This window comes from Novosphingobium taihuense (genome assembly GCF_007830315.1).
GTDB classification, from domain to species: Bacteria; Pseudomonadota; Alphaproteobacteria; order Sphingomonadales; family Sphingomonadaceae; genus Novosphingobium; species Novosphingobium taihuense.
Genome location: NZ_VLKJ01000001.1, coordinates 821333 through 837047 on the forward strand (window position 1 = coordinate 821333; position 15715 = coordinate 837047).

The window sequence follows — 15715 nt, forward strand, 5'->3', positions numbered from 1 at the left end:
CGATCAGCCGCCTTCGCGGAACCGCCTGATCGCGTACTGCTCGATAGGAATGTCCGTCGTACCCGTGGCGATGATTTCAGCCATCGTCTCGCCCACGCCGGGTCCGATCTGAAAGCCAGAGCCTGAAAAGCCAAAGGCGTAGAACAGGCCCGACACGGTATCGCTCGCCCCCATGACCGGCAGGGCATCGTCAGTGTAGCCCTCGATCCCGCTCCAGACGCGGATGACCTGCAGCCTGGCCAGCGCTGGCGCGAGGCGGCGCAAGTGCTGGAACTGGGTCATGGTGTTCTCGGGCATCACATAGGCGCGGTACTCATCGGGATAGGACGGCGCGCGCAATGAGCCACCCAGCACGATGTTGCCGCGAGCGACCTGGCGGAAATACACCGTCTCGACCTCGTCAGGCGTCATCACGCCAACGGCGGGAAGGATTGAGTAAGGTACCGGTTCGGTCACGCTCATCGTCGGCGCGCGGGGGGTGAGCTTTACCGGCTCACCGAACTGACTGACAATCTTGCCTGCCCATGCGCCCGCGGTAACGAGCAGGGTCGGCGCGCGAAAGCGACGCCCATCCTCGGCCTCAAGCACGAAATCTTCGCCGACCTTGGCCGCGTGGACGATCTTGGTGTCTTCCACCACTTGCGCGCCCAGCTTCATTGCCGCCCGGGCGAAGGCGGGCGCGGCAAGACGCGGGTTGGCGTGGCCATCCAACGCGGAATGCGAACCGGCGAGGACATCGGGGCCGAGCCATGGGAACTTCTCGCGCAGCATGTTGCCCGAAAGCAGCTCGAGATCGAGCCCCTCCTCTCGTGCCTGAGCGGCGTACTCCTCCATCTTTCCGACGTTCTCGGGCCGATCGCGGAAGCAGACGCGGATGTGGCCGTTCTGCAGGTATTCCACGTCGGACCCAAGCAGTTCGCTCGCCTGCCGCCAGATGCGGCTGGCGCGGTTGGCCAGCGGCAATTGGAAGATCGGGCGGCCCTGACGGCGCACATTGCCGAAGTTCGTGCCGCTCGCCTGACGTCCGACCTTGTCGGTCTCGAGCAGAAGCACCGACAACCCGCGCTGCGCGAGGAAGAATGCGGCCGAGCAGCCCATCAACCCGCCGCCGATGATCGCGACGTCTGCAGTGGCTTCAGGCGCGATCATGCGTCGGTCCTCGCAGTGGCAACGGGGATGGGCTTGACCGGCGCCTGACCGCGCAGTCTGCCAGAACACTCCACCGGCTCGCCGCGCAAGGCCGAGACAATCTCTGCCGAAGCGTTGCCGCAATAGCGCCCTTGGCACCGCCCCATACCGACGCGGCTGAACGATTTGGCGCGATTGGTTTCGGTGGCAAATGCCTCGCTGACACTGGCGCGCAAGGTTCCTGCCGTCACGCCTTCGCAGCGGCAGACCACGGTGCTGTCCGCCGTGTCCGCAACGAACTGGTGCGGCCATGGGAAGGCTTCGGCGAGACCCTCGGCAAATCGCACATAGCGTGCGCGCATCGCCCGCAAGTGGCGACGACGATCCTTGTCGATGGCGTGGCCCATGTCAGCCAGCGCAGCAATCGCCGCAAGTTCACCGGTCACTTCGGCCGACCGCGCGCCGAGGATCTTCGCGCCATCGCCTGCAAGATAGAGGCCGGGCACAAGTGCTCGTCCATCACCGTCGATCTCGGGAAGCCACTGGCGGGTGCGCAGATCAAAGGAGAAGCTGGCCCGCGCGAGATCGGCAATCTGGGTTTCGGGCCGCAAGTGCCAGCCCATGGCGACAGCGTCGCACGCGAACCGGCTGAGCGTGCCCGAAGCAGTGCGGACGGTGACGCCCGACACGCCAATTTCGGAATCGCCACTGATCTCCACCGGAGTCACACCCGAAAGCACAGTCACGCCCGCACGCTTGAGGCCGAACGTCAGCTTCATGCCCTGCCACAGCAGGTCGGGCTGCTCGGTCAGCTTGGGCAGCGCTTTTACCCGGCCAGCAAAGGGCGAGGTATCGAGCACAGCGGCGACATTCGCTCCCGCCTTAACGTATTGCGAAGCGACGTAGTAGAGCAGCGGTCCTGTGCCCATGAACACCACCTCACCGCCGATGCTGCAGGCCTGCGCCTTCAGCGCCACCTGCGATCCACCGAGCGAATAGCAGCCCGCCAGTTGCCAGCCGGGCACTGGAGCCAGCCGGTCGGTAGCGCCCGAGCACACAATCAGGCGATCATAGGCGATCGCCTCGGTCTCGCCGGCCCGCGCTGCCCAGACGTGGCCTTCGGCGACGTTCCACACCAGCGTTTCAGGGCGGTAGTCGATGTCCGGGCGCAGGGCATCGAACGTCTCGTGCACACTTCGGGCTCTGCGGGCCTCGCTGCCATAGAGCGTTTCGTATGGGCGCTTGAAGCCTTCGGGCTGGCGGCGATATATTTGCCCGCCCGAGCGCGTACCCTCGTCGATCACAATCGGGCGCAGGCCCGCCCGCACCAGCGCCTCTGCCGCGCGCACGCCTGCTGGCCCCGCGCCGACGATCACCACCTTCTCGCTCATGGCGCCACCGACCAGTCTGCAGTCATTGGTTGCGTCGAGATGCTCTGGCCGTTCTCCACAACAGTGGAGCAGGCACGCAAGGCATTGCCCTGTGTATCGCGGACCCAGCAATCCTGGCACGCACCCATCAAGCAGAAGCCTGCACGGCGCTCCGGCCCGAACTCGGCACTACGCAGGGCGAGGCCGCTGCTGAGCATTGCGACCATCAGTGTATCGCCTTCGAGCGCAGTGATTTCGCTACCGTCGACAGTCAACCGCACAGGCGCACGGTCGGTCACGTCAAGGCGGCGGAAGCGGCCGGTCATGCGGTCAGTTCCCTCAATGTCTGGAGTTCGTGGTGGCACAGCAGCGCAAAGCCATCGCCTGCCCGCAAGGGTGCTGCTTCGGCATTGCAACGTCCGTCGATCGCAACAGGACAGCGGGGCAGGAATCGGCACAGGTCGTCGCCGACCTCGCTAGGCAGAACTGCCTTGCGCGTTACCGCCTGTTCGAGCCAGCCAGCGCGCATCTCAGGCACGGAGTGCATCAGCAGGTCAGTGTAAGGGTGATGCACGCCGCGTGCGAAGGCTGCTGCATCGGCCTGTTCCACCGCAGTGCCACCATAAAGCACCAGCACCTGATCGCAGAACGCACGCACTGTGGAAATGTCATGGCTGATGAACACCGTGGCGATGCCAAGTTCGCGTCGCAATTCATCGATCAGCTCGAGGATCGCAGCGCCGACAACTGTGTCGAGGGCGGAGGTCACTTCATCGCAAAGCAGCACGTCAGGCCGCGCCGCCAGAGCGCGGGCAAGGTTCACGCGCTGCTTCTGACCGCCCGAAAGCTGGCGCACGTTTCGCGTGGCAAGATCAGCAGGCAGGCGGATCATGTCAAGCAGTCGCGCCACCTCGGCCTTCGCCTCCGCGCCTTTGAGCCCGTGGTAGAACGCCAGTGGGCGCGCCAGCGTCTGCCCCACCGTGTGCACCGGATTGAGCGCCGTATCCGCATTCTGGAACACAAGCTGTACCCTGCGGAACTGCTCGCGGCTTCGCCCGTCAATGCCCTTGGGCAGTTCCTCACCGCCTAGCCTGACCGATCCTGCGCTGCGCGGCAGGAGTCCCGCGATCACGCGGGCCAGTGTCGACTTGCCCGACCCGCTCTCGCCGATCACTCCCAGCGTGGCACCGCGGGCAAGCTGGAGCGATATGTCGTGCAGCACCGGCAGCCTGCCATAGGCGGCATGGACGCCTTCGACCTTGAGCAGCGCATCTCCGGCCACCACGGCAGGCGCAGAGCGCTCAGTGGGACTCGCCGCCGCCATCAGCGTGCGGGTATAGTCGTCTGTCGGCGCATGCAGGATCTGCTCGGCTGCGCCCTGCTCCTTCGTGCGCCCCTGGTTGAGCACGAGGATCTGATCCGCCATCTGCGCCACCACGGCCAGGTCGTGGCTGACGTAGATAGCGGTCGCACCGACCGAAGCGATCGCGGCCTTGAATGCCTTCAGAACCTCGACCTGCGTGGTCACGTCGAGCGCGGTTGTCGGCTCATCGAGAATGACCAGTTCAGGGCGGGTGATGAGTGCCATCGCCGCCATCAGCCGCTGCAGCTGCCCGCCTGAAAGCTGGTGCGGATAGCGTGCACCGATGGACTCAGGAAACGGCAGCGCCAGCGCGCGAAACAGGTCAACTGCGCGCACCTCGGCATCAGCCTTGCTTGCAAGCCGGTGCACCAGCAGGGGCTCGGTCACCTGCGACATGATCGTGCGCGAGGGATTGAAGGCGGAAGCCGCACTTTGCGCCACATAGGCAACGCGTCGGCCGCGCAGTGCCTGCAGGCCCGCTTCATCCAGCTGATCCACCCGCGTTTCGCCTAGCAGGACTTCACCGCTGATCGTCGCGCCGAACCGCGAATGGCCCATGAGGGCGAGCGCGATCGTTGTCTTGCCCGATCCCGATTCCCCGATCAGCGCCAGCACCTTGCCGCGCGCGATCTCGAACGAGACTCCATCGACGATCGCCTTGCTCCCTGCGACGATACGCAGGTTCCGCACCGAAACATGCGCGCTCATCCCTGCTTCTCCACGGGCTTGAGCGAATCGATCAGCAGGTTTGCACCCACCGTCAGCGTGGCAATCGCGATAGCTGGAACCACGATCGCAGGTGCGCCATCGACAAGGCCCGACATGTTCTCACGCACGAGCGAGCCGAGGTCAGCATGGGGCGGCTGCACGCCAAGGCCGAGGAACGAAAGGCCCGATAGCAGCAGTACGATGAATACAAAGCGCAGGCCAAAGTCCGCCAGCAGCGGGTGGATCATGTTCGGGAGCACCTCGCGCAGGGCAATGTGCAGGCCTCGCTCGCCCCGCGCCTGCGCCACGGTAACGAAATCGAGCGAGACGACATTCACCGCCAGCGCGCGCGCAATGCGGAAGTTACCCGGAACATAGGTGATCGCGGTGATCGTCAACAACAGTCCCAGCGAGGAGCCGAACGCAGCGACCATGACCAGTGCGAAGATTTTCGACGGGATCGAGATCAGGGTGTCCATCGCGCGCGAAAGCACCTCGTCCACCCATCCCCCCCGCACCGCAGCGGTCAGCGCCAGCGATGTGCCGATCAGGCAGGCAAGCATTGCAGCGCCTGCCCCCAGGAACACGGTATAGCGCGCGCCCCACATAAGGCGGCTCAACACGTCGCGACCCAAGTAATCGCTGCCGAGCGGGAATGACGCCGTGACCGGCGAGAACACGTCCTGATCCACGAACGCGCCCACTGGATGCGGTGCCAGCAGTGGCCCGACCAGTGCCACCGCCAACCAGAACAGCACGAGGCCCAGCCCGATCCGGCCCGAAAGTGGCAAGCTTCGTGCGAAGGAGAAAACATGGTTCATTGCGCACGAAGCCTCGGATTGGCAAGGATCGCCACAACATCCGCGACCAGAACAAGCATCAAGTAGATCGCACAGAAGATCATCGCACAGGCCTGTAGCAGCGGCATGTCCCGGCTGGTCACGGCATTGACCATGAGGCTGGCAAGGCCGGGGAAATTGAAAATGGTCTCGACGATGATCGCGCCACCCAAGAGGTACGACAGCGACAGTGCAACCGCATTGACGATGGGACCCACCGCATTGGGCATGACGTGGAACAAAACCACACGGCGGAACGGCACGCCCTTCAACCGCGCCATCTCGACATAGGGCCGGTCAAGTTGATCGGCCACCGCCGCCCGGGTCATCCTCGCCATCTGCGCGATCACAACGACCGAAAGTGAAAGCACTGGCAGGGCGCAGGACCGCACCGTGTCCCACAAGCTCGCATCTTCGCTCACCAACGCGATCGAGGGCAACCACAGCAGCTTGACCGAGAAGATCAACACGCCAAGCGTCGCGACGAGGAATTCCGGAACCGCCACGGCCGTAAGAGTCAGCACGTTCAACGTACGATCAAGCCGTCCTCCCCTGCTGATTGCCGAAGCTATGCCGATCGCAAGCGCAAGCGGAACCGAAACCAGCGCGGTGAACGCAGCCAGCATCAGGGAGTTGGGCAGGCGCTCGGCAATGACTTCGCGCACCGGCAGGTTCGCCACAAGCGATTGGCCCGGATCACCTTGCACGATGCCGCCCAGCCACGCGAAGTACCGCGTCAGAGCGGGGCGATCGAGACCCATTTCGTGGCGCAGCGCGGCGACCTGCTCTGGCGTCGCGCTTTGTCCCAACGTCTCCTGCGCGGCATCGCCCGGGAGCAAGCCCGAGATCGTGAAGACAACCGCCGAAACCAACAGCAGCGTGATCAGTGCAGAGGCGAAGCGCTTGCCGATCAGCGGCAGCACGCCGAACATCGCCGAATGGGGTGCGGAGCCGGACATCAGGCGTCCCACCAGGCATATTCGGCAAAGCGGTAGCCCATCAGCCCACCCAGCGGAATTGCGGTCATGCCTTTCAACCGTCGGTCATGTCCGTCGAGCATGTTGATGAATACCGGAATCGCAACACCGCAATGATCGTGCACCAGTTGCTGCATCTCGCCATAAAGCTCCTTGCGGCGCGCCTCATCCGCTTCGGCGCGCGCTTCGGTAAGCAGCATGTCGAAGCGCGGGTTCTTCCAGCCGCTCTCGTTCCACTCGGCGTCCGAACGGAAGAACTGGCTGAACACGAGGTCGGCCGTCGGGCGCGGGTTGGTGTTTCCGAAGCTCATCGGATGCTTCATCCAATGCGTCGACCAGTAGCCGTCTGCGGGCATGCGGTTGACCGCAAACTCGAGGCCCGCCTGCGCACCGTACTCCTGCAAAACCGAAGCCATGTCGACCGAACCTGCCGCCGCTGGCGAACAGTAGATCGGCAGGCGCACGCCCTTGAGACCCGAACGCGCCACGTGCCACTTCGCCCGGTCGAGATCGAGTACGGTCTGCGGTACAGCCGGATTGTAATAGGGATGGAACGGCGGAATCGGCTGATCGTTGCCGATCGTCGCATACCCACGGAACAGTGCACGCTTGATTAGCGGACGGTCGATCAGGTGCTTTACCGCCGCCACGAAATCCGCATTGCCGGTGGGCAACTGATCCTGCCGCATGATCAGGTCGGTATAGAGCGGCGAAGGCGTTGTCAGGATGCCATGCTGCGACGACCGCTCAATCCGTCGCGTCGACAGCGGCTGCACCGCAATGATCAGCTGTACGTCGCCGGCCAGCAATGCGTTCACGCGGCCGATTTCATCGGGAATGGCGATGATCTCGATCCGGTCGAGGTATGGCTCGCCATCGCGCCAGTATTCCGGATTGCGCGTCACCACGGTACGCACGCCGGGACGGAAGTCGGCGAGCCGGAACGGACCGCTGCCATTGCCCGTGGGCTTCTCCTCATCCGCCGGGACGATCAGGAAGTGGGATTGCGACAGGATCGCCGGAAGATCGGCGTTGGCTCCGGTCAGCCGGATAACCAAGCCATGGCGACCATCTGCCCGTACCTCGGCAAACTGCTTGGCAATCGAGGCAACTTTCGACCCAAGCTTGGGATCCAGGTGGCGCCGCAAAGAATGGACCACGTCAGCGCTGGTCAGCTCACGCCCGTCTGAAAAGCGCACTCCTCGCCGCAGCGCTATGTTCCAGGTGATCCGGTCAGCGGACGCGATGCTCTGTGCAAGGAACGGACGCGGGCGCAAGTCCGCCTCCATGCGAGTAAGACCGCTGTAGAGGCAGAAGTGTCGCACATAGTCCGTCGCCATCGCACCCTTCGCGGGGTCGAGCGTATCGGCAGTGGAGGACGACTGCATCGCCACGCGGATCGAACCCCCTTGCCGGGGACGTGCGCGCGCGGGATCGCCGATCCCGGGCAAAGTCAGCGCGCCCGCGGCAGCGAGGCCCGAACCGATAAGGGAGCGGCGTGTGAAGATCATCAGTGCAGCCAGTCCTGCAGGCGATACCATGCCCCCACCATCGGCAGGAACCACGGCTTGCCAAGATGTCCGGGGATGGCGGGCCACGAAAGTTCGGCAAAGGGATTGGCCGCAGCATCGCCGCCCATCACCCGCGCCATGCGCTCGCCCATGGCTGTGGCCATCTGCACACCATGGCCGCTGTAGCCCATGGCGTAAAACAGCCCGTCATGCTCGCCCGCACGCGGCAGGCGGTCCGCGGTTAGGTCAATGGCACCGCCCCAGCATGCGGCGATTCCGATTCCGGAAAGCTCGGGGAACATCTCGCGCAGCTTGGCTTCAAGTACGCGACCGGATTTGGCGTCGGAAGCGGGATTCGACAGAGCGAAGCGCGCGCGTCCGCCAAAGATGAGACGGTTATCAGCAGTCAGGCGGAAGTAATTGCCGATAATCCGGCTCGTCACATAATTGCGGCGCGTCGGGAACAGATGGCCGACAAGATTGTCGGGCAATGGTTCGGTCGCGATCACGAAGCTGCCCACTGTCACGATGCGGCGGCGGAACCAGCCGAACGGGGGATACGGGCTGTTGCCGCCTGTCGCCACGAGGACCTGCTTCGCCCGCACGCCACCGCGCGGCGTTGTCAGCCTCCAACCTCTGCCACTGCGCTCCATCGCCTCGACCGGGGCATTTTCCCAGATGCGCACGCCTGCCCGCACAGCCGCTTCGCCGAGGCCTATGCCCAGCTTGCCAGGGTGCAATTGCGCGCTCGTCGTTTGCACCAGCGCACCATAAAACCCTTGGGCATTGATCTCGGCCGAGAGCTCATCGGGACCGACGAGCAGGACGTTCGGATCGACTTCCTTGAGCAGCAGGGCATGTGCCGCTTCCAACTTAACGAAATGCTCCGGCTTGGCTGCCAGCTTCGCACGGCCGCAACGGGTGTAGTCGCAGTCGATCCCCTCGCGCGACGCTATACGGCCAACCGCTTCCACCGCGTCGACATGCGCAAGATACCACTTGCGCGCCAGGTCGATGCCATGTGCCGAGGCGAGCGCGCCGAAATCGTGCGCAGTCCCAGCATTGCACTGCCCGCCATTGCGTCCGGATGCCGCTCCGGCAATGCGCCCTGCTTCGAACAGCATGACGCTGGCTCCGCCCCGCGCTAGTTCAAGCGCAGCGGAAAGGCCGGTAAAACCGCCCCCGATCACTGCAACGTCGCAGTCGCCCTCGGCACGGCCTTGCACACCGCCCGCAAAGGGCGGTGTGCTCAGTTGCCAGTACGAGAGCGACTGAGGCTGCACGATCAGAGGCCTACCACTGCCGGCAGTGCGCCGATGTGCGGGATCTCGACGTCGCGATAGTTGCCGTTCGAAGGCTCATGCCCGCGCCCCACAAACACGCGACAGCCAAATCCAAGATCGGTCGCGGTGTTCTGGTCATAACGGAAGCTCGAGGAGACATGCATGCCCACTTCCGGGCCCATGCCGATCTGGTCGAACATGTATTCAAACGCCTGCATGCGCGGCTTGTAGGCCTGCGCGCTCTCTGCGGTGCAGACCTTGTGGAACGTAGCGCCGAGCATGCCGACGTTGGACATGATCTGGCTGTTCATCGCATTCGACAGAATCACCAGCGGTATCTTGTCGCAGATCTTTGAGAGACCGCCCGGTACATCTTCGTGCGGCCCCCACGTCGGCACCGCTTCATAGACCGCATTGGCGTCTTCTTCGCGGAATTCCACGCCCCACTTCTTCGACGCGCGCTCCATAGAATTGGCGATCACGTCGCGGTACGGCTTCCACGCGCCGAGGACTTCGTCGAGACGATAGGCACCCCAGTCCTTGCAGAATTTCGGCAACGATTCCGCCGGGAGCCGATCCGCATACTGGCGCGATGCCATCTCGGTCATGCGGAAGCGAGTCAGCGTGCCATAGCAGTCAAAGCTGATGAACTTGGGGGTGAAGACGGCGGTGCCCATGGCCTTGTTCGGTCCCTGTCTGATGCCTCGGATCAATCCCGGAGGCTGCTGTATCTGCCAGTTATAGCACCATTGGCGGGTCGGAACTTGCATCCGTTCGCAGCCGTTCGAGACCCGTCCCAGCACTTTTTGCGAAGGGTTCACGGCAGGACATGCCGTGCCTCAATAGCCGCGCGTCCGGTCAACTTCGCCAAGCATCGCCTCGCCCGCCAGCAATCGCTCAAGATTGTCTGCCAGCACGTTTCCGGCAGTCTCATGTCGCGTTTCCGCCGCCACGTGAGGCGTCAGGAAAATCGCGGGATGGCGATAGAATGCGTGGGTTTCAGGCAGCGGCTCGGGGCTGGTGACGTCGAGCATCGCCGCGCGCAACTGCCCTGAATCCAGCGCCGCGATAAGGTCGTTGGCCACCAGATGCCCACCCCGCCCAGCATTTACTACCGCGCTGCCCACTGGCATTTTTGCGAAGGTCTCGCGGCATAGAATTCCGCGGGTGCCCTCTGTCAGCGGCAGCAGGCAGATGAGGATGTCCGTCTGCGCAAGAAATGCGTCAAACCCTGCCTCACCAGCAAAGCACGTGACACCCTCGATCGTGCGCGCCGATCTGCTCCAGCCGGATAGCGGAAAGCCGAGCGGCCGCAGCATCTCCAGCGACGCCCGTCCCAACTCGCCCAGGCCCATGATCCCGACACGACTTTCCGAAGCGAGCCGCGTATGCCGGTACGACCACCGGCCCGCACGCTGCTCGGAAATGAAGAATGGCAGATCGCGATGCAACGCAAGGCAGGCCATTGCGACATATTCGGCCATGCCGGTGATGATCCCCTGCTCTACCATGCGCACCACCCGCACCTGGGGCGGCAGCGCAGCCAGCGGCAACTGGTCGATCCCGGCACCGACGCTGAACAGGATCTCGAGATTGGGAAACTGCGCGATGAACTCAGGAGGCGCGTTCCACGCTGCGATGTAGCGCACAGCTAGCGGGTCGACGTCATCATGCCCCCACCGCAGGAACGGGATCTCCGGAACGCGCCGCGTGGCGATATCGCACCAAACGCGTCCGCGCTCTTCCAGTCCGTGATAGAGCAGGGTCACTTCGAGCGGATCCTCTTCTGCCACCACATCAGCGGCCCAGTGATTGCCAGCGCCGCAAGGATCAGCGCCTCTGCCAGCAGCAACAGGCGCCCAACCAGCCCGAAACTGTCGCCCGCGTGCAAGGGCAGCACCTTCATCCACAGCACCGGATTGCCCTCGGCAGGCAAAGCCTTGAGCAGTTCAGGCTGCGACAATCGGACGGAGACGACGTGAACCGAGCGCGGCCCATCCTCTGGGGCCAGAAAGTTGATGTCTAGCCGGTCGGCCTTGGGAAAGCGTACGTCGCGAATACGCGCGTGCGGAAATGCCCGTTGCGCTACGTCGATGGCGGCATCGATCTGCGCTCCGGTTGTGACAACGGGTGCAGATTGAGCGGACTTGCCCGCAGGCAGAAGATCAGGAACCACAAGCAACAGCCCGGTCATTGCGCTGAACAGCACCACGATGGCAGTGGCCACCCCGCCGCTGCGATGCCAGTGCCGCAACCGCACCCGTGGTGGCATGCGAGGATTTATGGCCAACGCCTTGACGATGCGCCCTTTGCTTGGCCACCAGAAGCGTAACCCGGTACCGCAGATGAGCAGCAACGCGATAGCGTTGAGCGCGACCACGGTGAGCCCAGCAGTTCCGGCCATGAGCCGATAATGCCACTGCAGTGCCGCTTCGAGAGGAAAAGCAAGGATGGTTCCCTGCCGCAGAAGTGTAGCGGAACCGGGATCGATCGCGGCATAGACGTCATGTCCATCCGGGCCGGTCATCTGCGCCGTGGCGGGATAACCGGGCCCGAGTGGAAGGAACAGCCGGTCGAGCCGTGCTCCTGTGGAGCCCGCTGCCCTGGCCAGATCAGAAACGGGCCGCACAGGAAGCTCGGACGCATTGGGCCCAAGCCAGCCTGCCAGAGGCTCGCGAAACAGCAGGGCCGCTCCGGTCAATGCCTGCAGCAGGAGCAGAGGCGCAAACAGCAGCGCCAATCGGCGATGCCAGGCAAGGAAGCCGCTGCGTTGCATCATGCCTCCTTGATCGGTCGGGTTGCCGGAGCGGTGACCCCGGCAACCCAGCCTGTCTTCACATCAGAACGAGAACGAAGCCCTGACGGTGAAAGCGCGTGGCGCGCCTGGCGCAATCCAGAACTTGGAATACGACGCCGAGTAGTACTGCTTGTCGAAAAGGTTCGTGACATCGGCAGTGATCTTGACGTTATCGGCTGGCTCATAGCTGGCCATCAGTCGAGTCAGCACATAACCCGGGAGATAGAACGGGGCACCCGTTTCACCCAGACGCTTACCAACATAGTTGATCCCGCCGCCAAACGTGAAGCGCTGTCCACCAATCAGGAAGCCCTTGTTCACAATCAGGTTGGCGGCATGCTTGGGGATATTGATCAGCGGGTCGCCCGGATTGATCAGCAGATTGAAGTCCTTGTCGCCCGCCTGTGTCGTCCACACCGCATCGGTATAGGCATAGGTGGCGAGGACCATGAGATCGCCCGGCAGATTGGCTGTGAAGTCTGCCTCAATCCCGCGTGAGCGAGCTTCACCCCCGGCAATCGAAAAACCACTATGGTTTGGATCGGGGTCCGATGTGAGGATGTTGTTTTTCTTCATGGTGTAGGCTGCAACCGATGCACTGATGGCATCGCCCGGCGTAGCAAAGCGCGCACCCACTTCGAATGAACGGCTGGTTTCGGGAGCAAAAGGATTGCTCGAGAAATCGGTGCCGCTATTCGGCCGGAAGCCCTTGCCATATCCGCCGTAGAGCGAGAGCGAATCCGTGACTTTGAACAGCACCCCGGCAGTCGGGCTGAAACGCTCCTTGGTGCTGTTGATCGGATTGGTTACCGAAAGTGCCGCCGACCGGTTGAGCACCACTTGGTTGAAGTGGTCCCAACGCCCGCCAAGACGGACCTTGATCGTGTCCGTGAAATCCATCTGGTCTTGGAAATAGATGCCGTAGGACTTCTGGACTTCATCGGTGTTGGTGATCGTTGCGGTTGGCACCGGCAACTGTCCATAAACCGGATTGAAGATGTTGACCGCGTTATTCGCCGCCGTGATCGCAGCCCCTGCAGTATAAGCAGGCGGACGATAGCGCTTCTGGAGAGAATCGATGTGGAAGCGATCCCAGTCAGCACCAAACAGCACGTGATGCGTGATCGGGCCAGTATAGACCTTGCCAGAGATCTCTCCACGGACGGTAGTATTTGTCGTGCTGTAATCACGATACCGGCGCTGGCGAGCAAGATTGGTGCCGTCATTGTCGAGGATCTGACGACCAAGAGCAAGCTCCGCTTCGGTCGAGAATCCTTCAAAGCTGGTATCGCGGTATCCAAACCCGGCGAGGAAGTACCAATCGCTGCTTAGCTTTTGCTGCAATTGCACTTGATGGCCGAGCACCTTCACCCGGATCGGGCCATCGCCCGGCTCACCCAGAAATCGCGAGTTCGGAATGACACCTAGCTTGCCGTTCACCGCCAGCACACCACGATCGAACGGCACTTTGTTGTCCACGAATTCCATCTCGTACGACAGACTTGTGCTGCTGCTCGGCTTGAACAGGATCGACGGCGAAGCGACGTACTTGGTCGAATGCACCGTGTCACGATAGCTGTCGCCGTCCTGCACCGCGCCATTCACGCGCACTGCTAGCGTGTCGCTGATCTGGAGATTGTAGTCCCCTTCGACGCGATAATTGTTCCAGCTGCCGCCCGAAAGCGCGAACGAGCCGAAGTTCCCGTCGAGCTTGGCCTTCTTGGTGATGATATTTACGGTACCGCCCGGCTCGCCACGCCCGAAGACAGCGCCGTTTGGCCCCTTGAGGACTTCTATCTTCTCGATGTTCGAAGCATCGCGTGGGCCACCATAGCCACGGCCACCGTTAAAGCCGTTGACGAGAAAGCCCGAGGGGAAGTTCTCATCGCCTGCAAAACCGCGAACCGCAAAGGCATCCCACAATCCGCCGAAATTGTTCTGCCGGGCGATACCACTGGCAAGGTCGAGTGCGGCGTCAAGGCGGGTGATGTTGAGATCTTGCAGAGTCTTGGCGTCGATCACCTGCACCGTCTGCGGCACTGCCGCAAGCGGCACGTCACCACGATACTGCTGTCGCTGGCCGACGACCACCATTTCCTCGGCTGGAGCCGCTTCCTCTTCAACAGCGGCGGCGGATTGCGCCAAAGCCGCCATCGGCATCGTTCCCATGGCCACGCCGGCAATCAGCGCGCCCTTTACTGCGGACATAGTCTTCATCGCAACTTCACCCCTCATCTGTGATGTGCATTCACAGATCCCCCTTGGTCCATGTAACATTGTATCATGGAGCTCAAGAGAAATCATCGTCTGAGCCGTCCTGCGTCTTGTTCTGTTATGTCCCGAGGCTATGCGTCCTCATGCGAATGTTGCGTCGAAGGAAGTGGTTTCAGCGGATTATAATTGTGAAAACGGCGTGACAGGGGCGTTTTGTGCCGTCCCGGTTTTGACACATCCCGCCACGAAAAAGGCCGGAGCTTTCGCCCCGGCCTGCATATCTTGCGGCGTTCCCGTGCCGTTACAGATACTTGAGCCACCAGATGTCCTTGCGGCGCTGCTTGACCCCCGCAAACCAGCGCGTCGGCAGATAAAGCGGCACGATCAGCGCGAAGACCCAGATCCATACGGTCGAGAGGTTGTCCACGCCAAACACTGTGCCCTTGACTGGTCCGTAGAGCGCCAACGCAATGTGGTAGATCGCCTTCAGCGTGTAGAGGTGGAGAATGTAGAAGAACATCGGTGCGCCGCCGAGATAGGCCAGATGCGGCAGGACCGCGCTGTCCTGATACTTCTCGAACAGCGCGAGCAGCAGCACGCCCGTTCCCACCGTCGGCAGCAGGAACAGCAGTGAGGGCGGATACTTGGTCAGCGCAAGAAAGCTCATCAGCGTGCGAATCTGACTGTCTGCAACAAACCACGGCTTGTCGCCATAGACATTGGCATAGCGGATCGCCACGAAGGCGAGGATCATCCCGACGCCGAGCCTTACGAGCCGCTTCAACCGCAAAGCCGGGTCGCTGCCCTTCCCGAACCACGGCCCGCAGGCATAGCCCAGCAGGATCACGCCGATCCACGGCAGGACCGGATAGGTCGTCTTGGCCGTCAGCCCCATCCCGAGGTCGATCACGGTGCGCTGGTGCAGCACCGCCCAGATCGCGTAGCCGCTGTCCTGCGGGGTCAGCACAATGCCATCGAGGAGGTTGTGCAGGCACACGATCGCCAAGCCTACGGCAAACTGGCCCTTGCGCGGCAGATAGATCAATGCCGAAAGCGCCACCATAGAGATGCCGATCGCCCAGATTACCTGCAGCCAGAAGCGGGCAGGCGGAAACTCGAATGTCTGCGTCGGCCAGGCAAGGCAGATCACCGTGAGCTCTAGGAAGATCAGGAACAGCCCGCGCTTGAGCAGAAACTCGCTAACCTCCTTCTTGGTGTGCGACTGGCCATAGAGCCAGGCCGAAAGCCCGGTCAGTGCAACGAAGGTCGGTGCACAGAAGGTCGAGAGCAGGCGTGTGAAGAACAGCCCCGGATCGGTGGTGTTGGCATCGACCGGATCGGTCACCTGCAGGTGCAGGAAGAACGTCTCGCGAACATGGTCGACAAGCATGAACAGCATGACCAAGCCGCGCAGGGCATCGATAGCCAGCAATCGGGTTCGGGCTACAGCCGTGTTGGCCGGTTCGGCAACCGCTGGTGCGAAAGACTGGCTCTCGGCGGTGATCGTGGTCATTTCGGCTCCCCT

General features: G+C 62.7%; 13 protein-coding genes. All 13 read right to left on the reverse strand.

All coding sequences use genetic code 11. The annotated features are described in order from the left end of the window. Positions 1-3: 3 nt before the first annotated feature. The 13 genes from IQ25_RS03965 to IQ25_RS04025 all read right to left on the reverse strand — a co-directional run bounded on the left by IQ25_RS03965 (position 4) and on the right by IQ25_RS04025 (position 15703). Positions 4-1149, reverse strand: a complete 1146-nt coding sequence (locus IQ25_RS03965) for an NAD(P)/FAD-dependent oxidoreductase (RefSeq protein WP_144902488.1) — start codon at positions 1147-1149, stop codon at positions 4-6. Next, complete coding sequence (locus IQ25_RS03970; RefSeq protein ID WP_144902491.1) at positions 1146-2519, reverse strand: FAD/NAD(P)-dependent oxidoreductase; 1374 nt, start codon at positions 2517-2519, stop codon at positions 1146-1148. Before IQ25_RS03970 ends, IQ25_RS03965 begins: the two co-directional genes overlap by 4 nt. Beyond that, on the reverse strand, positions 2516-2824 hold the full coding sequence (locus IQ25_RS03975; RefSeq protein WP_144902493.1) for a (2Fe-2S)-binding protein: 309 nt from the start codon (positions 2822-2824) through the stop codon (positions 2516-2518). Before IQ25_RS03975 ends, IQ25_RS03970 begins: the two co-directional genes overlap by 4 nt. After that, positions 2821-4569 carry an ABC transporter ATP-binding protein gene (locus tag IQ25_RS03980; protein WP_144902495.1) on the reverse strand — a complete coding sequence of 583 codons (1749 nt, stop codon included), beginning with the start codon at positions 4567-4569 and terminating at the stop codon, positions 2821-2823. Before IQ25_RS03980 ends, IQ25_RS03975 begins: the two co-directional genes overlap by 4 nt. Continuing rightward, positions 4566-5390, reverse strand: coding sequence for an ABC transporter permease (locus IQ25_RS03985; protein WP_144902498.1), 825 nt, complete (start codon positions 5388-5390; stop codon positions 4566-4568). Before IQ25_RS03985 ends, IQ25_RS03980 begins: the two co-directional genes overlap by 4 nt. Then, on the reverse strand, positions 5387-6367 hold the full coding sequence (locus IQ25_RS03990) for an ABC transporter permease (RefSeq protein WP_220094512.1): 981 nt from the start codon (positions 6365-6367) through the stop codon (positions 5387-5389). Before IQ25_RS03990 ends, IQ25_RS03985 begins: the two co-directional genes overlap by 4 nt. Beyond that, the gene (locus IQ25_RS03995) at positions 6367-7896 is read right to left on the reverse strand and encodes an ABC transporter substrate-binding protein (protein WP_144902501.1); all 1530 of its coding nucleotides are present in this window, start codon (positions 7894-7896) and stop codon (positions 6367-6369) included. The genes IQ25_RS03990 and IQ25_RS03995 overlap by 1 nt, the downstream gene beginning before the upstream one ends. Then, positions 7896-9179, reverse strand: a complete 1284-nt coding sequence (locus IQ25_RS04000) for an NAD(P)/FAD-dependent oxidoreductase (protein WP_144902504.1) — start codon at positions 9177-9179, stop codon at positions 7896-7898. The genes IQ25_RS03995 and IQ25_RS04000 overlap by 1 nt, the downstream gene beginning before the upstream one ends. 2 nt (positions 9180-9181) lie before the next feature. Beyond that, positions 9182-9856, reverse strand: a complete 675-nt coding sequence (locus tag IQ25_RS04005) for a haloacid dehalogenase type II (RefSeq protein WP_144902507.1) — start codon at positions 9854-9856, stop codon at positions 9182-9184. A 162-nt stretch (positions 9857-10018) separates the two neighbouring features. After that, positions 10019-10972, reverse strand: coding sequence for a 2-hydroxyacid dehydrogenase (locus tag IQ25_RS04010; RefSeq protein WP_258536940.1), 954 nt, complete (start codon positions 10970-10972; stop codon positions 10019-10021). Continuing rightward, on the reverse strand, positions 10945-11955 hold the full coding sequence (locus IQ25_RS04015) for a PepSY-associated TM helix domain-containing protein (RefSeq protein WP_144903193.1): 1011 nt from the start codon (positions 11953-11955) through the stop codon (positions 10945-10947). Before IQ25_RS04015 ends, IQ25_RS04010 begins: the two co-directional genes overlap by 28 nt. A 63-nt stretch (positions 11956-12018) precedes the next feature. After that, positions 12019-14193: a TonB-dependent siderophore receptor gene (locus tag IQ25_RS04020; protein ID WP_144902511.1), complete on the reverse strand. Its 2175-nt coding sequence runs from the start codon at positions 14191-14193 to the stop codon at positions 12019-12021. A gap of 298 nt (positions 14194-14491) precedes the next feature. Next, the gene (locus IQ25_RS04025; RefSeq protein WP_144902513.1) at positions 14492-15703 is read right to left on the reverse strand and encodes a DUF1624 domain-containing protein; all 1212 of its coding nucleotides are present in this window, start codon (positions 15701-15703) and stop codon (positions 14492-14494) included. Between the last annotated feature and the right edge of the window lie 12 nt (positions 15704-15715).